17 protein-coding genes are annotated in these 15461 nt (G+C 44.8%); 12 read left to right on the forward strand and 5 right to left on the reverse strand.

Going from position 1 to position 15461, the window contains the following annotated elements:
* Positions 1-31 precede the first annotated feature (31 nt).
* The gene (locus KFK88_RS04535; protein ID WP_223577465.1) at positions 32-568 is read right to left on the reverse strand and encodes a hypothetical protein; all 537 of its coding nucleotides are present in this window, start codon (positions 566-568) and stop codon (positions 32-34) included.
* 153 nt (positions 569-721) lie between these two features.
* Between KFK88_RS04535 and KFK88_RS04540 the strand changes: the two genes are divergently transcribed.
* The 7 genes from KFK88_RS04540 to KFK88_RS04570 all read left to right on the forward strand — a co-directional run bounded on the left by KFK88_RS04540 (position 722) and on the right by KFK88_RS04570 (position 8266).
* The gene (locus KFK88_RS04540; protein ID WP_223577466.1) at positions 722-1639 is read left to right on the forward strand and encodes an AAA family ATPase; all 918 of its coding nucleotides are present in this window, start codon (positions 722-724) and stop codon (positions 1637-1639) included.
* A 119-nt stretch (positions 1640-1758) separates the two neighbouring features.
* A complete protein-coding gene (locus tag KFK88_RS04545) occupies positions 1759-2580 on the forward strand; it encodes a DUF58 domain-containing protein (RefSeq protein WP_223577467.1) in 822 nt (273 codons plus the stop codon).
* An 18-nt stretch (positions 2581-2598) separates the two neighbouring features.
* Positions 2599-4563, forward strand: a complete 1965-nt coding sequence (locus KFK88_RS04550) for a transglutaminase family protein (RefSeq protein ID WP_223577468.1) — start codon at positions 2599-2601, stop codon at positions 4561-4563.
* 66 nt (positions 4564-4629) lie between these two features.
* Positions 4630-5271 (forward strand): tRNA-(ms[2]io[6]A)-hydroxylase, encoded by a 642-nt coding sequence (gene miaE / locus KFK88_RS04555; protein ID WP_223577469.1) that lies wholly within the window; start codon positions 4630-4632, stop codon positions 5269-5271.
* A gap of 9 nt (positions 5272-5280) precedes the next feature.
* Complete coding sequence (gene pepE / locus KFK88_RS04560) at positions 5281-5991, forward strand: dipeptidase PepE (protein ID WP_223577470.1); 711 nt, start codon at positions 5281-5283, stop codon at positions 5989-5991.
* A 146-nt stretch (positions 5992-6137) separates the two neighbouring features.
* Positions 6138-7682 carry a hypothetical protein gene (locus KFK88_RS04565; RefSeq protein ID WP_223577471.1) on the forward strand — a complete coding sequence of 515 codons (1545 nt, stop codon included), beginning with the start codon at positions 6138-6140 and terminating at the stop codon, positions 7680-7682.
* A gap of 2 nt (positions 7683-7684) precedes the next feature.
* Positions 7685-8266 (forward strand): DUF924 family protein, encoded by a 582-nt coding sequence (locus tag KFK88_RS04570; protein ID WP_223577472.1) that lies wholly within the window; start codon positions 7685-7687, stop codon positions 8264-8266.
* A gap of 28 nt (positions 8267-8294) precedes the next feature.
* Here KFK88_RS04570 and KFK88_RS04575 read toward each other — a convergent pair whose 3' ends face one another.
* Complete coding sequence (locus tag KFK88_RS04575) at positions 8295-9017, reverse strand: UDP-2,3-diacylglucosamine diphosphatase (protein ID WP_223577473.1); 723 nt, start codon at positions 9015-9017, stop codon at positions 8295-8297.
* Between the two features lie 2 nt (positions 9018-9019).
* Entirely contained in the window at positions 9020-9526 is a 507-nt protein-coding gene (locus KFK88_RS04580) for a peptidylprolyl isomerase (RefSeq protein ID WP_223577474.1), read from the reverse strand.
* 164 nt (positions 9527-9690) lie between these two features.
* Between KFK88_RS04580 and cysS the strand changes: the two genes are divergently transcribed.
* Positions 9691-11088, forward strand: a complete 1398-nt coding sequence (cysS, locus tag KFK88_RS04585; protein ID WP_223577475.1) for a cysteine--tRNA ligase — start codon at positions 9691-9693, stop codon at positions 11086-11088.
* Between the two features lie 101 nt (positions 11089-11189).
* On the opposite strand, the gene KFK88_RS04590 is transcribed toward cysS, so the two are convergent.
* Positions 11190-11924: a helix-turn-helix domain-containing protein gene (locus KFK88_RS04590; protein WP_223577476.1), complete on the reverse strand. Its 735-nt coding sequence runs from the start codon at positions 11922-11924 to the stop codon at positions 11190-11192.
* Between the two features lie 171 nt (positions 11925-12095).
* Between KFK88_RS04590 and KFK88_RS04595 the strand changes: the two genes are divergently transcribed.
* From KFK88_RS04595 to KFK88_RS04610, 4 genes are read left to right on the forward strand one after another with little or no spacing between them, the layout of a single operon-like run.
* A complete protein-coding gene (locus KFK88_RS04595) occupies positions 12096-12686 on the forward strand; it encodes a CDP-alcohol phosphatidyltransferase family protein (protein ID WP_223577477.1) in 591 nt (196 codons plus the stop codon).
* Between the two features lie 32 nt (positions 12687-12718).
* Positions 12719-13678, forward strand: a complete 960-nt coding sequence (locus KFK88_RS04600; protein WP_223577478.1) for a phosphatidate cytidylyltransferase — start codon at positions 12719-12721, stop codon at positions 13676-13678.
* A 13-nt stretch (positions 13679-13691) separates the two neighbouring features.
* Positions 13692-14342, forward strand: a complete 651-nt coding sequence (locus KFK88_RS04605; RefSeq protein ID WP_223577479.1) for a lysophospholipid acyltransferase family protein — start codon at positions 13692-13694, stop codon at positions 14340-14342.
* Between the two features lie 2 nt (positions 14343-14344).
* Positions 14345-14899 carry a hypothetical protein gene (locus KFK88_RS04610; RefSeq protein WP_223577480.1) on the forward strand — a complete coding sequence of 185 codons (555 nt, stop codon included), beginning with the start codon at positions 14345-14347 and terminating at the stop codon, positions 14897-14899.
* Between the two features lie 52 nt (positions 14900-14951).
* Here KFK88_RS04610 and KFK88_RS04615 read toward each other — a convergent pair whose 3' ends face one another.
* The gene (locus tag KFK88_RS04615) at positions 14952-15362 is read right to left on the reverse strand and encodes a hypothetical protein (RefSeq protein WP_223577481.1); all 411 of its coding nucleotides are present in this window, start codon (positions 15360-15362) and stop codon (positions 14952-14954) included.
* Positions 15363-15461: the final 99 nt, after the last annotated feature.

Below are 15461 nucleotides of genomic sequence, written 5' to 3' on the forward strand. Positions count from 1 at the left end.
CGCTTTGAGCGGCCTTTCCAGTTCTAACTCATTAGAAGCTGTAACGGAAGTTAGCACCATAGTGGTTGTCCAACTCGTCATCGTTACCAATTTCCACACCGACAGACATGTTGCGGTTGAAGTGGTAGCGACCTTCTAAGATCAAGTCAGTAGACTCTAAAACATCTGAGTACTGAGCATAACCACCTAGCTCAAAGTTTTGGCTGGCCATACCGCGAAGGCCTGCTAGTGCATTGAAGCCAGAATCATCAAAACCACCAACTTCATAATCTTCAAAACCAACTTCACCAACGAAGTCTACGGCATTGTTAATTGGTGTATGGAAACCAACGTTTAGGCGAATGCGGTCAACATCAGCATCACCCACATTGGTGTCGCCCTTGAATAACTCAGCTTTACCGTACCAGTTTTGGTTGAAAGACATAGCGCCTTCAAATTCAACACCATCAAACTGGTCATCATAGTCCTGAATACCACCTTGTACATAGTCGTAGCTAACGCCGTTAGCCATAACTAGGCTTGAAGATAGTGCGATACTTGTTGCTACAAATAATTTCTTAAGTGACATTGTCGTCTCCTCATAAATTCTTGTTAAATAATGCAAGTGTATTATGGTTCTAGTAAACTGAATTCTGACTGAACTGAAAATCCATAGTGGTATCTTACTGAGAAGTCATTCACAAAATTCTCAATAAAACATGTTATTACAATAAGGAATCTTATGAATTCACCGATTTTGCCGGTACTTGAACAACTTAATAAAGTGGTGTTAGGTAAACCTTTTCAAGTGAAATTAGCCGTTGTGTGTTTATTAGCCAAGGGACATTTACTGATCGAAGACTTACCTGGGATGGGCAAAACAACGTTGGGCCAGGCTATGGCTAAAGTTTTTGGACTAGACTTCCAACGAATTCAGTTCACCAGTGACATACTGCCAGCAGATATCGTTGGTGCTAATATTTTTGATCGGGAAAAATCTGCATTTGAGTTTCATCCCGGACCAGTGTTTTCTCAGTTAGTGTTAGCGGATGAGATTAACCGTGCAACACCTAAAGCTCAGAGTGCTTTATTGGAAGCAATGGAAGAGCAACAAGTGACGGTTGAAGGCAAAACCTATGAGCTACCGCACCCATTCTTTGTGATTGCAACACAAAACCCGACTCATCAGATTGGCACGTACCCTTTACCAGAATCTCAGCTTGACCGGTTTTTGTTCAAAATTAATTTGGGCTATCCCGATCCTGCGCTGGAGAAAGTGTTGCTTAAAGGGGAGTCTGGACGAACTAAAATGCCATCATTAGAGTCCTTACTCGATTTGGAAACACTCGAAGGCTTACAAAAGTCGGTTTCTGACCTAACGGTTACAGAGCATTTGTTACAGTACGTCATGGACTTGATCTTAGCGACGCGACAAAGCCCAGACTTTGCGCATGGACTGTCGCCTCGAGCAGGATTAGCCATCGTCAGCGCGGCAAAAGCTTGGGCTTTTGTCGACGGTCGTGATTACGTATTGCCCGAAGATATCCAACAAGTCTTCGTCTCTGCTGCGCGTCACCGTCTGCAGTCAGTTAAGACGTCGTCAGCGTCAACTATCGAGTTGATAGAGGCTTTAGTTAAAGACGTTCCTGTGCCTGCGTAATGTTGTCTGCAATTAAGAAATCTTTTTTTTCTTGGGTGGATAAGCGTTCGCCAAGGCAAAGTGCGACAGTTCTCCGTCAAAAGAACATTTACATATTGCCAACGCGATACGGCTGGTTAATGTTAGGTATTTTGGTCTTAATATTGATTGCTTCAACTAATTACCAAAATAACATGGGGTTTATGGCTGGGTTTGTATTGTTGGCAGTGGGATTCTTGTCTTTATTTTATACGTTCAGAAACCTTAAAGGTATTGAGGTCAGGTGCCTCAAGTCAGCACCTGTTTTTGCGAGTAATGATGCAATTGTAACTGTACAGCTGTTCAATACTACTCAAAGCCAACGTGTTGGAATTGGCCTTGGTTTAAGCAAAAAGTCCGTGCGTTATGTGGATGTTGCGGCAGAGTCTAAATCCAGCGTTCAAGTGAACTTGGCTACCAATAAGCGTGGCTTGCTAGATGTGCCGCGGCTAGCGTGTACTACCATGTTTCCTTTTGGTATTTTCGAGGCTTGGTCATGGGTGCGATCACCATATCAAGTGTTAGTCTACCCCAAACCCATTCCATGCCCTGAGCCTTTAGTAGCTTCAAATCGTGGTATCGAAGACGGTAATACCAGAGAAAAAGGTGCTGAAGATTTTCACAGCTTGCGTGACTATCAAGCCGGTGATCCAATTAAACAGGTCATGTGGAAAGCATATGCACGAGAGCGGGGTTTATACAGTAAAGAGTTTGAAGACTATGTCGGTGAGCAGCAGACACTTAGTTGGGATAGCGTCGCTCACTATGAAAAAGAGTTAGCCATTTCGTACTTAGCAGATGCTGTGTTGAGTGCAGAGGAAAGTCAGCAACACTATGGACTCGAACTGCCTCAACAAACCATTGCTACGGGGCAAGGTGCTGAACATATGCATTCTTGTCTCAAAGCATTGGCGCTAATGTAAGCTAGGAAAGTTATCGTCATGAATGTAAAAGAATTGCCCATCACTCGTAGCGGTGTTATTCCCTTGCTGATTATCGTGCAAGCGATAGTGTTATTGCCTTTGTGGTTCTTTATTCCAAGCTGGATTAGTGCGACCACTATCGCGATCTTGTTGGGAAAGTATTATATGTATCGTCAGGGTGTTCATGCGCCAAGATGGATACTCTTGGTGGTTGTGCTGCTCTGCGTTGGTGGTGTGTTTCTGCAGTTCAAAACCTTAAACGGACGAGATGCGGGTATTGGTTTAATTAGTTTGATGTATGCCTTTAAACTGCTCGAAGCGCGCAGTTATCGTGATGCATCGTTGATTCTATTTATTTCTTTCTTTATCGTAGTAACCGCGTTTTTTTATAGCGAAGCAATCTGGATGGGTGTTTACTTGCTGATTGCGGTTTTGGCCATTTTGTTAGGGTTGGTAGCTTTAAACAGTCCGCAAGGTGCTCAGGGGATTGGAAGCCTCGGTAAATTATCCGGGGTGACATTGCTGCAAGCCATTCCCATCATGGTGCTGCTATTTTTCTTCTTCCCTCGAAGCTCGACACCTTTGTGGTCCATGCCAACAGATACTCAAGCCGGTAGCGGTATCGATGATACGATGAGCCCCGGCAGTATTGGCGCACTGCATACCTTTGATGATATTGCTTTCCGAGTTGACTTTGATGGTGAGGTTCCAGCGCGTTCTGAAATGTACTGGCGTGGTTTGGTGCTGTCAGAATTCGACGGGTTTACTTGGTTTAAGGATCAACACAGTCCCATTCGCCAAGAGTTGGACTTGCCAATGACGCAGACTTATCAGTACCGAATTCAAATGGAGCCGAATAATCGAAACTGGATTTTTGGCCTAGAAGACTTGGCTGAGGCACCTGATGGCGCTTACCTATTTAGCGACTTTACATGGAATCGACGCCGCCAGACGACTCAGCGATTTATTTATTCTGCCACAGCCTACGATATAGATTTTAGCCAAAAACCATTGAGCGAGCTTCAGCTTGACCGCTACTTACAGTTGCCGACTGGCAGTAATGAAGATACACGAGAATGGGCGCAAGAGCAGCGACAGAATCATCCGAGTAACGAAGCATTTATCCGCTGGATATTGTCGTACATCCACCAGAATGAATTTTATTACACACTCAGTCCGCCCGTGATTGAAATTGATTCCGTCGATGGGTTCTGGTTTGATTCTCAGCAGGGGTATTGTGAGCATTATGCTGGTGCCTTTGTGTATATCATGCGAGCAGCGGGTATTCCTGCCAGAGTGGTGACCGGCTATCAGGGCGCTGAATATAATCCCTATGGAGATTATTACATCGTCCGGCAGTCGGATGCCCATGCATGGACAGAGGTGTGGCTAGATGGGGAAGGCTGGCGTCGTATTGATCCGACGGCAGCAATTCATCCTTCTAGAGTTGAAGAAGATTTACGTGGCGATGCCAGCTCACGAGACGGTTGGATGGAAGAGTTTGGAGCCGATGTAGGCTTCGAAGCTCCTGAAGGACTGCTTCAAAACTTAGCCTTGCGCTGGGATGCAATCCAAAGCTTCTGGAGTGAAACGGTGATGGGCTATAGTCAAGACATGCAATTTGGATGGTTGCGTAAGCTTGGAATAGAGCGACATCAGTATCGCTATCTCGGTTACGGTTTATTAGCAACGATTATCCTCGCAGGGCTGATCTTTGGATATTTTGTGCTACGCAGCGCGCAACGATTAGAACCTGTAACTAAGCACTATTTGCTACTATTGAAAAAACTAGAGAAGCTAGGCATTCCTTGTGATCGAACTATGGGCCCGAAGGATGTGCTACAAGTGACTAGGGCGACGTCACAAAAAACCTATGCAAAAGCCGCTCCCGCTTTAAAGACTTATATTGCGCTGCGTTATCAACAGGAGGCGATAGATAGCACGATGTTGAAGCGCTTTAAACAGCAAGTATCCAGAGTCTAGCCAACTGACAAGCGACGGCCTAACCGTTATAATGCGGCGCTTTATGTTTGATTATTTGGCGCCTTCATGACAGAAAAGCTGGCTGAGAAAGCCGTTGATATCAGTCCTATTCAGCAGTTTTTGCACTGTGATACCCCGCAGGCATGGCTAGAGCATGCTGTTTCAGATTTAGAAACATTACTTATTGACCATGCGCACTGCGAGAAAAAAGCAGCGGCTACTGCGGTCAAATTAATGTTTCGCTACCCTGAACGCATTGACTTGCTGAAAAAGCTATCGCAATTGATTCGTGAGGAAGTGCTGCATTTTGAGCAAGTCTTAGAGTTCATAGAGCAACAAGGTATTAAATACCGAGCCATCAAACCATCTCGATATGCTGCTGGCTTACATCAGTATGTTGAAAAAGACGAGCCGAACCGGTTTGTTGATAGCTTGATTATCGGCGGCATTATCGAAGCTCGCTCCTGTGAGCGCTTTCATGCGCTGGTGCCTTACCTCAAAGATTCGCATCCAGAGTTAGCCAAATATTACCGGTTTTTGTTGAAGTCAGAGTCGCGTCACTTTATGGATTATATCGATTTGGCAAAGCAGTATGCGAGCGAGTCGATTGAGCAACGCTTACAGTTTTTCTTAACAAAAGAAAAAGAGCTGATTGAATCGCCAGATCCATTGTTCAGGTTCCACTCTGGCGTTCCTGTATTAGATTAAAGGTGGGTTATGTCGAAGAATTTGTTACTGTTAAGTTCATCAAGAGAAGGGCAAACGGAGTATTTAGAGCACGCTTTGCCAATAATTGATGACTTCTTGAGTAAAGACATTAAAGAAGTCTTATTCATTCCTTACGCGGGTTTTGCCATGGGCTACGATGCCTATGAAGAAAAAGTTAATCTGCCGTTGCAGACTATTGGCAAAAAAGTGGTTTCGATCCACCGCTTTGATGATCCAGTTAAAGCGGTGCAGCAAGCTGATGCAGTCGCTATTGGTGGTGGAAATACATTCCATCTGTTGAAAGAGCTGTATGATAACGAGCTAATTGACGCGATTCGTCAACGTGTTGCTGAAGGTATGCCTTACATGGGCTGGAGCGCTGGCTCGAATGTTGCCGGCTTAACAATTTGTACCACCAACGATATGCCGATCGTCGAGCCGAGAAGTTTTAAGGCACTGGCGCTAGTCAATTTTCAGATCAATCCACACTATACAGACTATCAGCCGCCGAACCACAATGGCGAAACACGCGCCGAGCGATTGTTCGAATACGTTCGAGCTAACCCACACCGTTATGTCGTAGGTACACGTGAAGGTACAGCCTTGCAACTTAAGGATAATCATTTGACGTTGGTTGGTGAAAAGCTGGGGTTAGTTTTTCGTGACGGAGAAAAAACACGACCAATCAAATGCAATACTGACATAAGCTGGCTACTTTAGTTGCAATAATGACTTAAGTGGTTGGATTTGTTGAAATAATTCTTCCTTCTATCACCCGAATGGGCTAGTGTGAAATCACCATGGAAGGTGATAATAAAAAGCGATACCTTCCATGGTATTACTTTATAGCACTGAAGGAGATAACAATGAAGAGATCCATTTTGGCATTGATGTCGTTGGCTTTGACGACATCAAGCATAACAACGATTGCAGGAAGTAATCACAGTAATGAGAACTTAGTTGGGAAGGTTCCGTTTCTGACCTCAACCTCAATAGATTTTAGCGACGCAAATTCCCCCATCCATCCTTTTACCAATTCTGCGCTACCCAATCCACCTGATAATGTTTACGACGGCAACTTGTTTCAATTGCGTCATGATTATCCAAGCACAGCAGCGGTAAAAACATCACCGCCTTGGAAAAAAGTCACCAATAATGGGCCAATCACACAGCAAAATGCTATGGCCTATGTGGAAGCTTTGAAGAGTTATGTCACTGATGATATGCGTAAGTTGCTTTTCGATTACGATAATTGGAATGCAAGCCAAGAACCTTGGTGGCAGTCAATTTGGTTAGGTACGGAGCGTGAGCCTATCCATGGCTTTTATGTCGGCTCTGGATTCCCCGCGGGCACCTTGACGCATCAAAAGCTTGATTTGACGACATACGTATTGACTCTTTACGACAACACCGCAGCCGCGACCTTGGGCAATATTTGGGGAACCACGCTTGAACAAGCCTACGCCCCCAACATTACCAACCCTGGTGCTCAATACGCTGAAGGGAGTGTGATCGTTAAGTTTGCGTTCGTGACACCCTGCGGCGCTGATTGGTCACCAATGGAAGGGACCGCAATGCTCCCTATTTACGCGCCTTTGAACGCAAGTAATGGCTCAGGGAATAACCCTGATAAGTCACAGTGCCCTAATAATGGTTCCGCAGGCTCGGTGTCTGAGCCATCGCTGACCAATATTTACTTAATGCAGTTCGATATTATTGTTAAGGATAGCGAAGCGGCACCTGAAACCGGCTGGGTATTCTCGACGTTGATCTATGACAAGAATGCTCCAGGTGACGACTCATGGGATAAAATGGTGCCGTTGGGCGCGACATGGGGCGGTAATCCAGATGTGATTAATACATCAAGCTCTGCCTTAACGCCGCCAGCGCAGGTCAATACCAAGCTTACTCAAAACTGGATTAATATGAACACGCCAGAGTACGCACGCTCTACGCTTGGTTGGGACGGTCGTTTATCGGGACCTAACGATGGCGCGGTAGTGACGCCAGCTTGGGCTGGTGGCCATTATTACCCAGCAGGTCTATCAACAGCAGGCTGCTTAGGCTGCCACAGCTCAGCGCAATACAATCCGAAAAGCTTAACTACGGATCAGCCAAACATGATGTCTTTCCTGCTACCATCGACTACGCAACCACCACAAGCCAGTGCGCCACCGCTGTCCAGCGGCCCAAAGAGTGGTTTGGTGCTTACCGAGCCAGGTTCTGCGCTATGGATGAAGTGGTTCCAAAGCCGTGCAGGTAACGAGCCGATGGACCCGAAGCAGGTGGCCTTGGATTACGATATGGTCACCGCGTTTAAGGCGATTCCGATGTGGCAGGCAGCTTTAAATGCCATGAACCAAGAAGACTCAATGAAAGTTAACGCATCTTTGAAGCGAAAAGCTCATTAGTCATGCCTCTCGAACATGCTTATTATCAAGAGCTAACCGAAGAGGTCATTACCTTTTGGTTTGGTGCACCCGACTCAGCCGAGTTGGGTGCCAATCGCGCGATTTGGTTTGATTCGAATCCAGCTTTTGATGACGAAGTCCGCCAGCGTTTTGGGGAAGCCAATCAGCAAGCCGCTGCTGGTCAACTGGATGCCATGATGCAAACTCAACGAGGCTCGCTAGCGTTAATTATTTTACTGGATCAGTTTTCGAGGAATATTTATCGAGGGCAAGCAGAAGCTTTTGCTAACGATGCTAAAGCTAGACAGGTTGCAGAGAATGCACTAAATAAAAACTTTGACCAAGGGCTGTTAACGGTTCAACGCAAGTTTATGTATCTTCCTTTTGAACATGCAGAAGATCTTGCTTTACAAGATCGAAGCGTTCAATTGTTTATTAATTTGGGCGATAGCAACTCGACCAGTCATGCCTTGTGTCACCGTGATCAAATCATTCGTTTTGGACGCTTCCCTGATCGGAATAAAGCGTTAGGCCGGAAAAGTACCTTGGCAGAGCAGAGGTTTTTAGAAAAGCCTTTTTGTTAGTTTTACATTCGCACAAAAAAGCCAGCGTTTAGCTGGCTTCAAAATAGTGCTCGGTGACCGAATCACCCTCAATCGTCAGGTAATGACCTTTCTCACCCCAGTCGCTAAGGACAATGCGTTGACAATGTTTGCCATCGACCTCAATGTCATGAAAGTCTGGACGGTGAGTGTGCCCATGAATTAATACCTGCGCTTTGTGGTCTTTCAGAACTTCTTCAACCGCTTGCGGATGAACGTCTGTAATGGCGCTGGCCTTGTTTTCTTGAGCTTCGCGACTTTTACGACGTAAGTCAGCCGCGATACCTCTGCGTACTTCTAGCGGTTGTGACAATAGCTGTTGTTGCCACTGCTCAGAACGCACCATTTCACGAAACTGCATGTATTCTTTATCATCCCAGCATAGGCTGTCGCCATGCATCATAATGGCTTGTTTATCGCCAAGCTGGATAGGGTGCACTTCGGGTAATAGCTCGCCACCTGTTTTTTGAGCGAATGTATCGCCTAACAAGAAATCACGGTTTCCGTGCTGGAAGTACAACTTATTGCCACTGTCAGAGTAAGCTCTGAAGAGTGCGATAGTCGACTCAACAAATGCAGAGTCATCATCATCGCCAATCCAGCTTTCGTATAAATCACCAAGCACATACAGTTCGTTAGACTGTGGCGCGATTTCCTGCATAAAATGCTCAAAGAGCGCCGTTAAGTCTGGGCGCTCTTCGCAAAGGTGTAGATCGGATATTACTAACGTCATACTTATCCGTTAATCTCAGCTTTCTCGATAAGCACTGTCTCAGTCGGAACATCTTGGTGCATGCTGTAACTGCCTGTAGGAACCTCTTTAATAGCGTTAACCACGTCCATACCTTCAGTGACTTTACCGAAAACACAGTAACCCCAGCCGTTCATAGACTCATTTTTAAAGTTCAGGAAGTCGTTGTCATTAACGTTGATAAAGAACTGACATGAGGCTGAGTGAGGCTCCATGGTGCGGGCCATGGCTACGGTACCAACTTCATTACTTAAACCGTTGTTGGCTTCGTTAGCGATAGGCTCTTTAGTCTCTTTTTGCTCCATATCCGCAGTAAAACCGCCGCCCTGAATCATAAAGTTAGGAATCACGCGGTGGAAAATCGTACCGTCATAGTGACCTTCTTCAACATAGCTCAAGAAATTTTTAACCGTTTCAGGCGCTTTGTCTTGATATAGCTCAAGAGTGATGTCGCCGTGGTTAGTGGTGAATGTGACCGTAGGATTGCTCATGGGGATTTCCTCAAAATTAGTGATTTAGCCTTGTTTAAGCTAGCCTGCACGTAACTTGAACGCTACAATGCTAGGCTGTTTGGCGCATATGATACTTATTTTAGTATTAAATTGCGATTTTAGCGAAAAATAGTCGACATAGAAAAGTCAGAAGAGAAGTGAGCATGTTACAGATTTTCAACAACTTAACCCGTCAAAAAGAACCTTTTAAGCCATTAGAAGAAGGCAAGGTATCCATGTATGTGTGTGGCGTGACGGTTTATGATCTGTGTCATATTGGACATGCGCGTACTTATGCGGCTTTTGACGTGATTAATCGCTATTTGAAGTTTAAAGGTTATGACGTCAACTATGTTCGCAACATCACGGATATTGACGACAAAATCATTAATCGCGCCAATGAAACTGACCAAGCATTTGAGGATGTGACGAAAAAGTTTATTGGCGAAATGTATCAAGACTTTGATGCCATTGGCCTTCAACGTCCAGATATTGAGCCTCGTGCCACTGCTACTATGGCTGAAATCATCGAGATGAATCAAACTTTGATTGAAAAGGGCGCGGCGTATGCCACGGAAGATGGTGATGTCTATTTCCATGTTCCTGCTTATGATGATTACGGCAAATTAAGTCGCCAAGACTTAACCCAGCTCAATGCGGGTGAGCGTATTGATGTGCGTGACTCGAAAAAAGATCCTATGGACTTTGCCTTATGGAAAGCGGCAAAGCCGGGTGAGCCTTCGTGGGATTCGCCATGGGGTAAAGGTCGTCCTGGTTGGCATATTGAATGTTCTGCCATGAGCAAAAAGTGCTTAGGTGAAACTTTTGATATTCATGGTGGTGGCTCGGACTTACAGTTCCCACACCATGAAAACGAAATCGCTCAGTCGGAATGTGCTAACGGTTGCACATTCGCCAATACTTGGATTCACACGGGTATGGTGCAAGTGGATAAAGAAAAGATGTCAAAATCGCTTGGTAATTTTTTCACCATCCGCGATGTACTGAAACAGTACCGCGCGGAATCCGTGCGCTATTTCTTGATGAGCGGACATTACCGTAGTCAGTTAAGTTATACGCAGGCTAATATTGAATCTGCTGACGCCAGTTTAGAGCGCTTGTACACGGCACTAAGAGGTGTGGATTTATCGCAAGCCACAGGCGAGTCTTTGGACATTATGGAAAAAGCACAAACTGATTTTGTCAAAGCGATGGATGATGATTTTAATGTGCCAGAAGCCATGCCTGTGTTGTTTGACTTAGCCAAAGAAGTAAACCGCCTGAAAGCTAGCGACATGCCAAAAGCGGCAACTATCGCGGTGAAACTGAAAGAGCTCGCTGGCGTGTTGAGTTTGTTGCAGCAAGATCCTGAAGAGTTCTTAAAGTCTGCTGCTGGTGACAGCGATGTGTCAGATGACGAAATTGATGCCTTGATCCAACAGCGTCTACAAGCTCGCGCCGATAAAAACTGGGCGCTTGCCGATAAAATTCGAGACCAACTTAATGCTCTGAATATTGAGCTAGAAGATGGCTCGGGTGGTACCAGTTGGCGTCGGAAGTAGTCGTAATTAACTTATTGTCATTCCGTACCACGATACGGAATCTAGGTTTTTAATTTCTGGATACCGCGGTTTAACCGCGGTATGGCAAAATGATGAATAAATCACCGCCGTAAATCATTAAATACCGATAACTCCCAATTTCGTAATCCAACCACTAAGCTTGTCCCTTTCTTGTGATCCAAGGATAGACTTTTGTCTTGGCGTAACTGTTGTCGGTAAGTCGTGCCAAGCTCTTCAATTAATCCCTGAATCTTTTTGTTGGATTCGTCGCTCAGCATGCCTGAAATAAACAAAATCTTTTCCGTGGGTTGATCAAAACGTGAGTTAAAAAATTCACTTTGAATGTGGTCTGCGAAGAACTTGCGTACTGGGCCATCCGTTTGCCATTTAAAATGTGGGCTTACTCTTTGCCGTATCCGGTTATTGGGGAGCAGCTCAATGAAATGTATGCGATCCAGTTTGGCTAAGTACCGAATCAGTTGATGTTCTGTAAACTGGTAGCGCGCTAACATATCCTCGAAAGTCCAGTCTGATAAACAGAGCTGAGCCACTAATAATAATCTGAAATCTGTGATCAGTTCTTTTTCTTGCTCTGAGGTAAGTTCTGAAATGTTATGCTGCTGATTTTGTGCACTTTGCGCCAGTTGCAGAATATCCATGTGAAGTAGGTTGCAAATCGTTTCTAAACGTTCCAAAGAGAGCTTATTTTGTGAAAACATCCGCTTAACGTTGGCTTCGCTCATGGATAAGTGCTTGGCCAAGTCCTTATAAGTCACACCTTGGCTGCGCAGGTGTTGTTTTAACGTTTCTATGAGCTGTGTCGTTTGTCGACTCATCGCGGTTACCTTGGCTGTGTGTTAGGGTGAAAAGTATATTAATACGATACTTTAGGCTTACTTTATGGCGACTATAGCACAAAAGGTCGTCTTTTGATCGTCTTTGTGGGAAGTTGGCATCATCAAAACTTAGTTATGGCGCGAGAACAGCGCGCAAGAAAAGGATTCAATATGATTTCAGTTTATCAACTTAAACCCAAGTTCCAGCAGCTTTTACGTCCGCTAACTAACGGTCTAGCCAAAGCTGGCATCACAGCTAATCAAGTAACGGTTTTCGCAATGCTTCTAAGCATAGCGACAGGTGCTGTGGTTGTGTGGCAACAAAGTTTAGTGTGGTTTTATCTGCTACCTGTCGTGTTATTTGTACGCATGGCACTCAATGCAATCGATGGCATGTTGGCGCGTGAGCATAACCAGAAATCAAAGTTAGGGGCTTACCTGAATGAGCTAGGCGATGTGGTGTCTGACGTCGCCTTGTTGTTGCCTTTATTTATGGTGCCAAACATTTCGCCATGGTTCATCGGTGCCTTTATTTTTATGGCTGTACTGGTTGAGTTTGTCGGTGTTATCGCACCCATGGTGGGTAAAGAGCGTCAATATCAAGGGCCTATGGGGAAAAGTGATCGAGCATTAGTGTTAGGTCTATTAGGAATTGTATTACCGCTTTGGCCGGCGGTGAGCAGTTATCTTAATTATGTGCTGATGGGTGTGGTTGCGCTATCGGTGTTAACAATGATTAACCGCATCAAAGCAGCGCTTTAAAAGCGGACAAAAAGAATTCTAAGGAGAACGTTATGTTATTTGATTTCGACAGTATGAGAACCGTAACCCAAGTCTTTGTATTTTTACTGGCAGGATTATCATTAGCAACCGTGATTGGCTGGGCTTTATCGCTAGCGAATAAAGAAAAAGACTATACCGAGTTAAAGCAACGCATTAATTCATGGTGGATCATGATTGGTATTTTCGGTTTGGCACTGCTTATGGGGCCGTTAGTGACGGTCATGCTATTTGCCATGCTGAGTTTTATCGCGCTAAAAGAGTACTTTTCAATGACACCGACGCGTTTGGTGGATCGTAAAGTATTGTTCTGGGCCTACCTGACCATTCCGCTTCAGTACTACTGGATTGCGACTGGCTGGTACGGCATGTTTATTATTTTTATCCCTGTGTATGCCTTCCTATTTATACCGTTCCGCATGGTGCTTGCTGGTGAAACGAAAAACTATTTACGCGCGGTGGGTAATATCCATTGGGGTTTAATGTTAACGGTATTTACTCTAAGCCACTTGGCGTATTTGGTGATGTTACCGAGTGAAGGGGAGTACCAGTCGTTAACCATGTCAGGCGACGGAGCAGCGTTACTTCTTTACCTAGTGATGCTGACTCAGCTAAATGATGTGGCGCAATATGTTTGGGGTAAGATTTTGGGCACAACGCCAATTGCACCGACTATTAGCCCTAACAAAACCCGTGAAGGTTTAATCGGTGGTGTCATTACCACAGGTGTACTCGCCATGATTTTAGCAGGGTTGTTAACGCCAATGATCTGGTGGCAGGGCCTGTTGGTTGGTTTGGGTATTGGTATCGCAGGCTTTATTGGTGACGTATCTCTATCAGCGATTAAACGTGATATTGGTATTAAAGACTCAGGTCAGTTAATCCCTGGTCATGGCGGTATCTTGGATCGCCTCGATAGTCTGACGTTTACTGCGCCCTTGTTCTTCCACGTTATGCGCTACTTTTACTTCTAAGGAGGGAATGAGTATGAAGTACATTAACTTAGCACTTCGTTGTTTGTTTTTTGCCGTGATCATTAAGCCTATCGTCAAAATCGTTATTGGCTTGCGTTATCAAAATACGCCTATTCTTCCGAAGGATGGGCCTGCAATTTTGATCGCCAATCATAATAGCCACCTTGATACCATGGTGTTGATTTCATTATTACCACTGAACATATTGCATAAAGTGCAACCAGTAGCCGCTGCGGATTATTTCTTAAAAAATAAATTTTTGGCGTGGTTTGCCTTAAATATTATCGGTATTTTGCCGATTGAGCGTCAGGGTAAAGATAAAAGCGTTAACCCAATTGAGCAGTGCGCGAAAGCACTCGATAGCGGCAAGATCTTAATTTTCTTCCCAGAAGGTTCGCGTGGCGAGCCAGAGAAGATGACCGATTTGAAATATGGCGTGGTAAAGCTGGCTGAGCGCTGTCCTAAAGTGCCACTTTACCCAATTTATATGCACGGCCTAGGAAAGACTTTGCCCAAAGGCGATGCACTATTTGTACCATTCTTTTGTGATGTAGTGTTTTCTGAACCTTTGAGCTATGAAGCTCAGGGTGATGGCTTTTACGAGACAGTAAAAGCACGGTTTGTTGGAATGCAGGAGTCGGTAAAGTTGCCAAAGTGGGATTGATCATGAATGCTTCGCTCAAGAAATATAGTTCGTCAATTTGGGGATTTTCTGAAGCAACATTGTTCTTCATTTTACCTGACGTGTTATTAAGCTATTTCGCTTTAGAGCGAAAAGCAAAGTTATTGCCCCTTATCGCTTGGGCCTTATTAGGAGCTCTTGTTGGTGGAGTTATCATGTTCACATGGGGAGTGATGTCGCCTAAAACCAGTTGGAGCTGGGTCGAGGCCGTACCAGCAATAAATACTGATCTCATGGACACGGTTGCGAAGCAGCTCGAAGACAAGGGAGCTTTGGCAATTATTCTAGGGCCATTTCAAGGGTTGCCTTACAAGGCGTATTCCGTACAAGCTGCAAGCGCTGATATCGGTTTGATTCTTTTTATAGCAGTCTCTGTTGTGGCGAGATTTATACGCTTTTTACTCATCGCGTACATTGCTAGAGCGGCTAGCGTTTTACTCATGTCGAGAATTCAAATGAGCAAACGGGGAGTCACGGTGGTTTGGTTAATCACTTGGATTACCGTGTATACATCTTACTTTTATTATTTCCCTTCATAAAAAGGGCTCGGGTAATTGAGGCGGCGTGCCCTAGGGACACACCGAAAAGTACTTAAAGGATTAATGCTAAGAGTGCACAAACCGCTAATGCGATACCGAGAGGGATCTGGATAGAGGTTAATTTCCGTGCTGCTTGAGCGCCTTTTTCTTGGGCGGTTTCATTTTTTGACAATAACTTTTCCGACAGCAATCCGTAAGAAAGAATAAAGCCGACTAGAATCATTAGGATTTGCGTGATAAGGCTAAACAGCCCTGCTGTAAATTGGATGCGCGCGCTCAAATGAGGCAAGCTGTGGAACAAGAAGTAATACAGCCCTAAAACCAATAAAATAACGCCGATGATGCCCTGGTAAGGCGCTAGCTTTTTTAGAGCATTACCTGCGTCTTGTGACTTTTGCGCGATAAGGCTAGATGCTGCCAGTAAGCCGCCGATTATGGCAAGTATAGGTATGAGAATGTCCATCTTTGAGTCCTTTTTTAGAATGAGTTGCATAAAGATTAGCGCAAGTCATTGAACTCAAATAGGTTTTTTGTAGTAAAAGGTGAGCCAATTCACACTCAG

The organism is Kangiella taiwanensis (assembly GCF_020005165.1).
In the GTDB taxonomy this organism is placed as follows: Bacteria; Pseudomonadota; Gammaproteobacteria; order Enterobacterales; family Kangiellaceae; genus Kangiella; species Kangiella taiwanensis.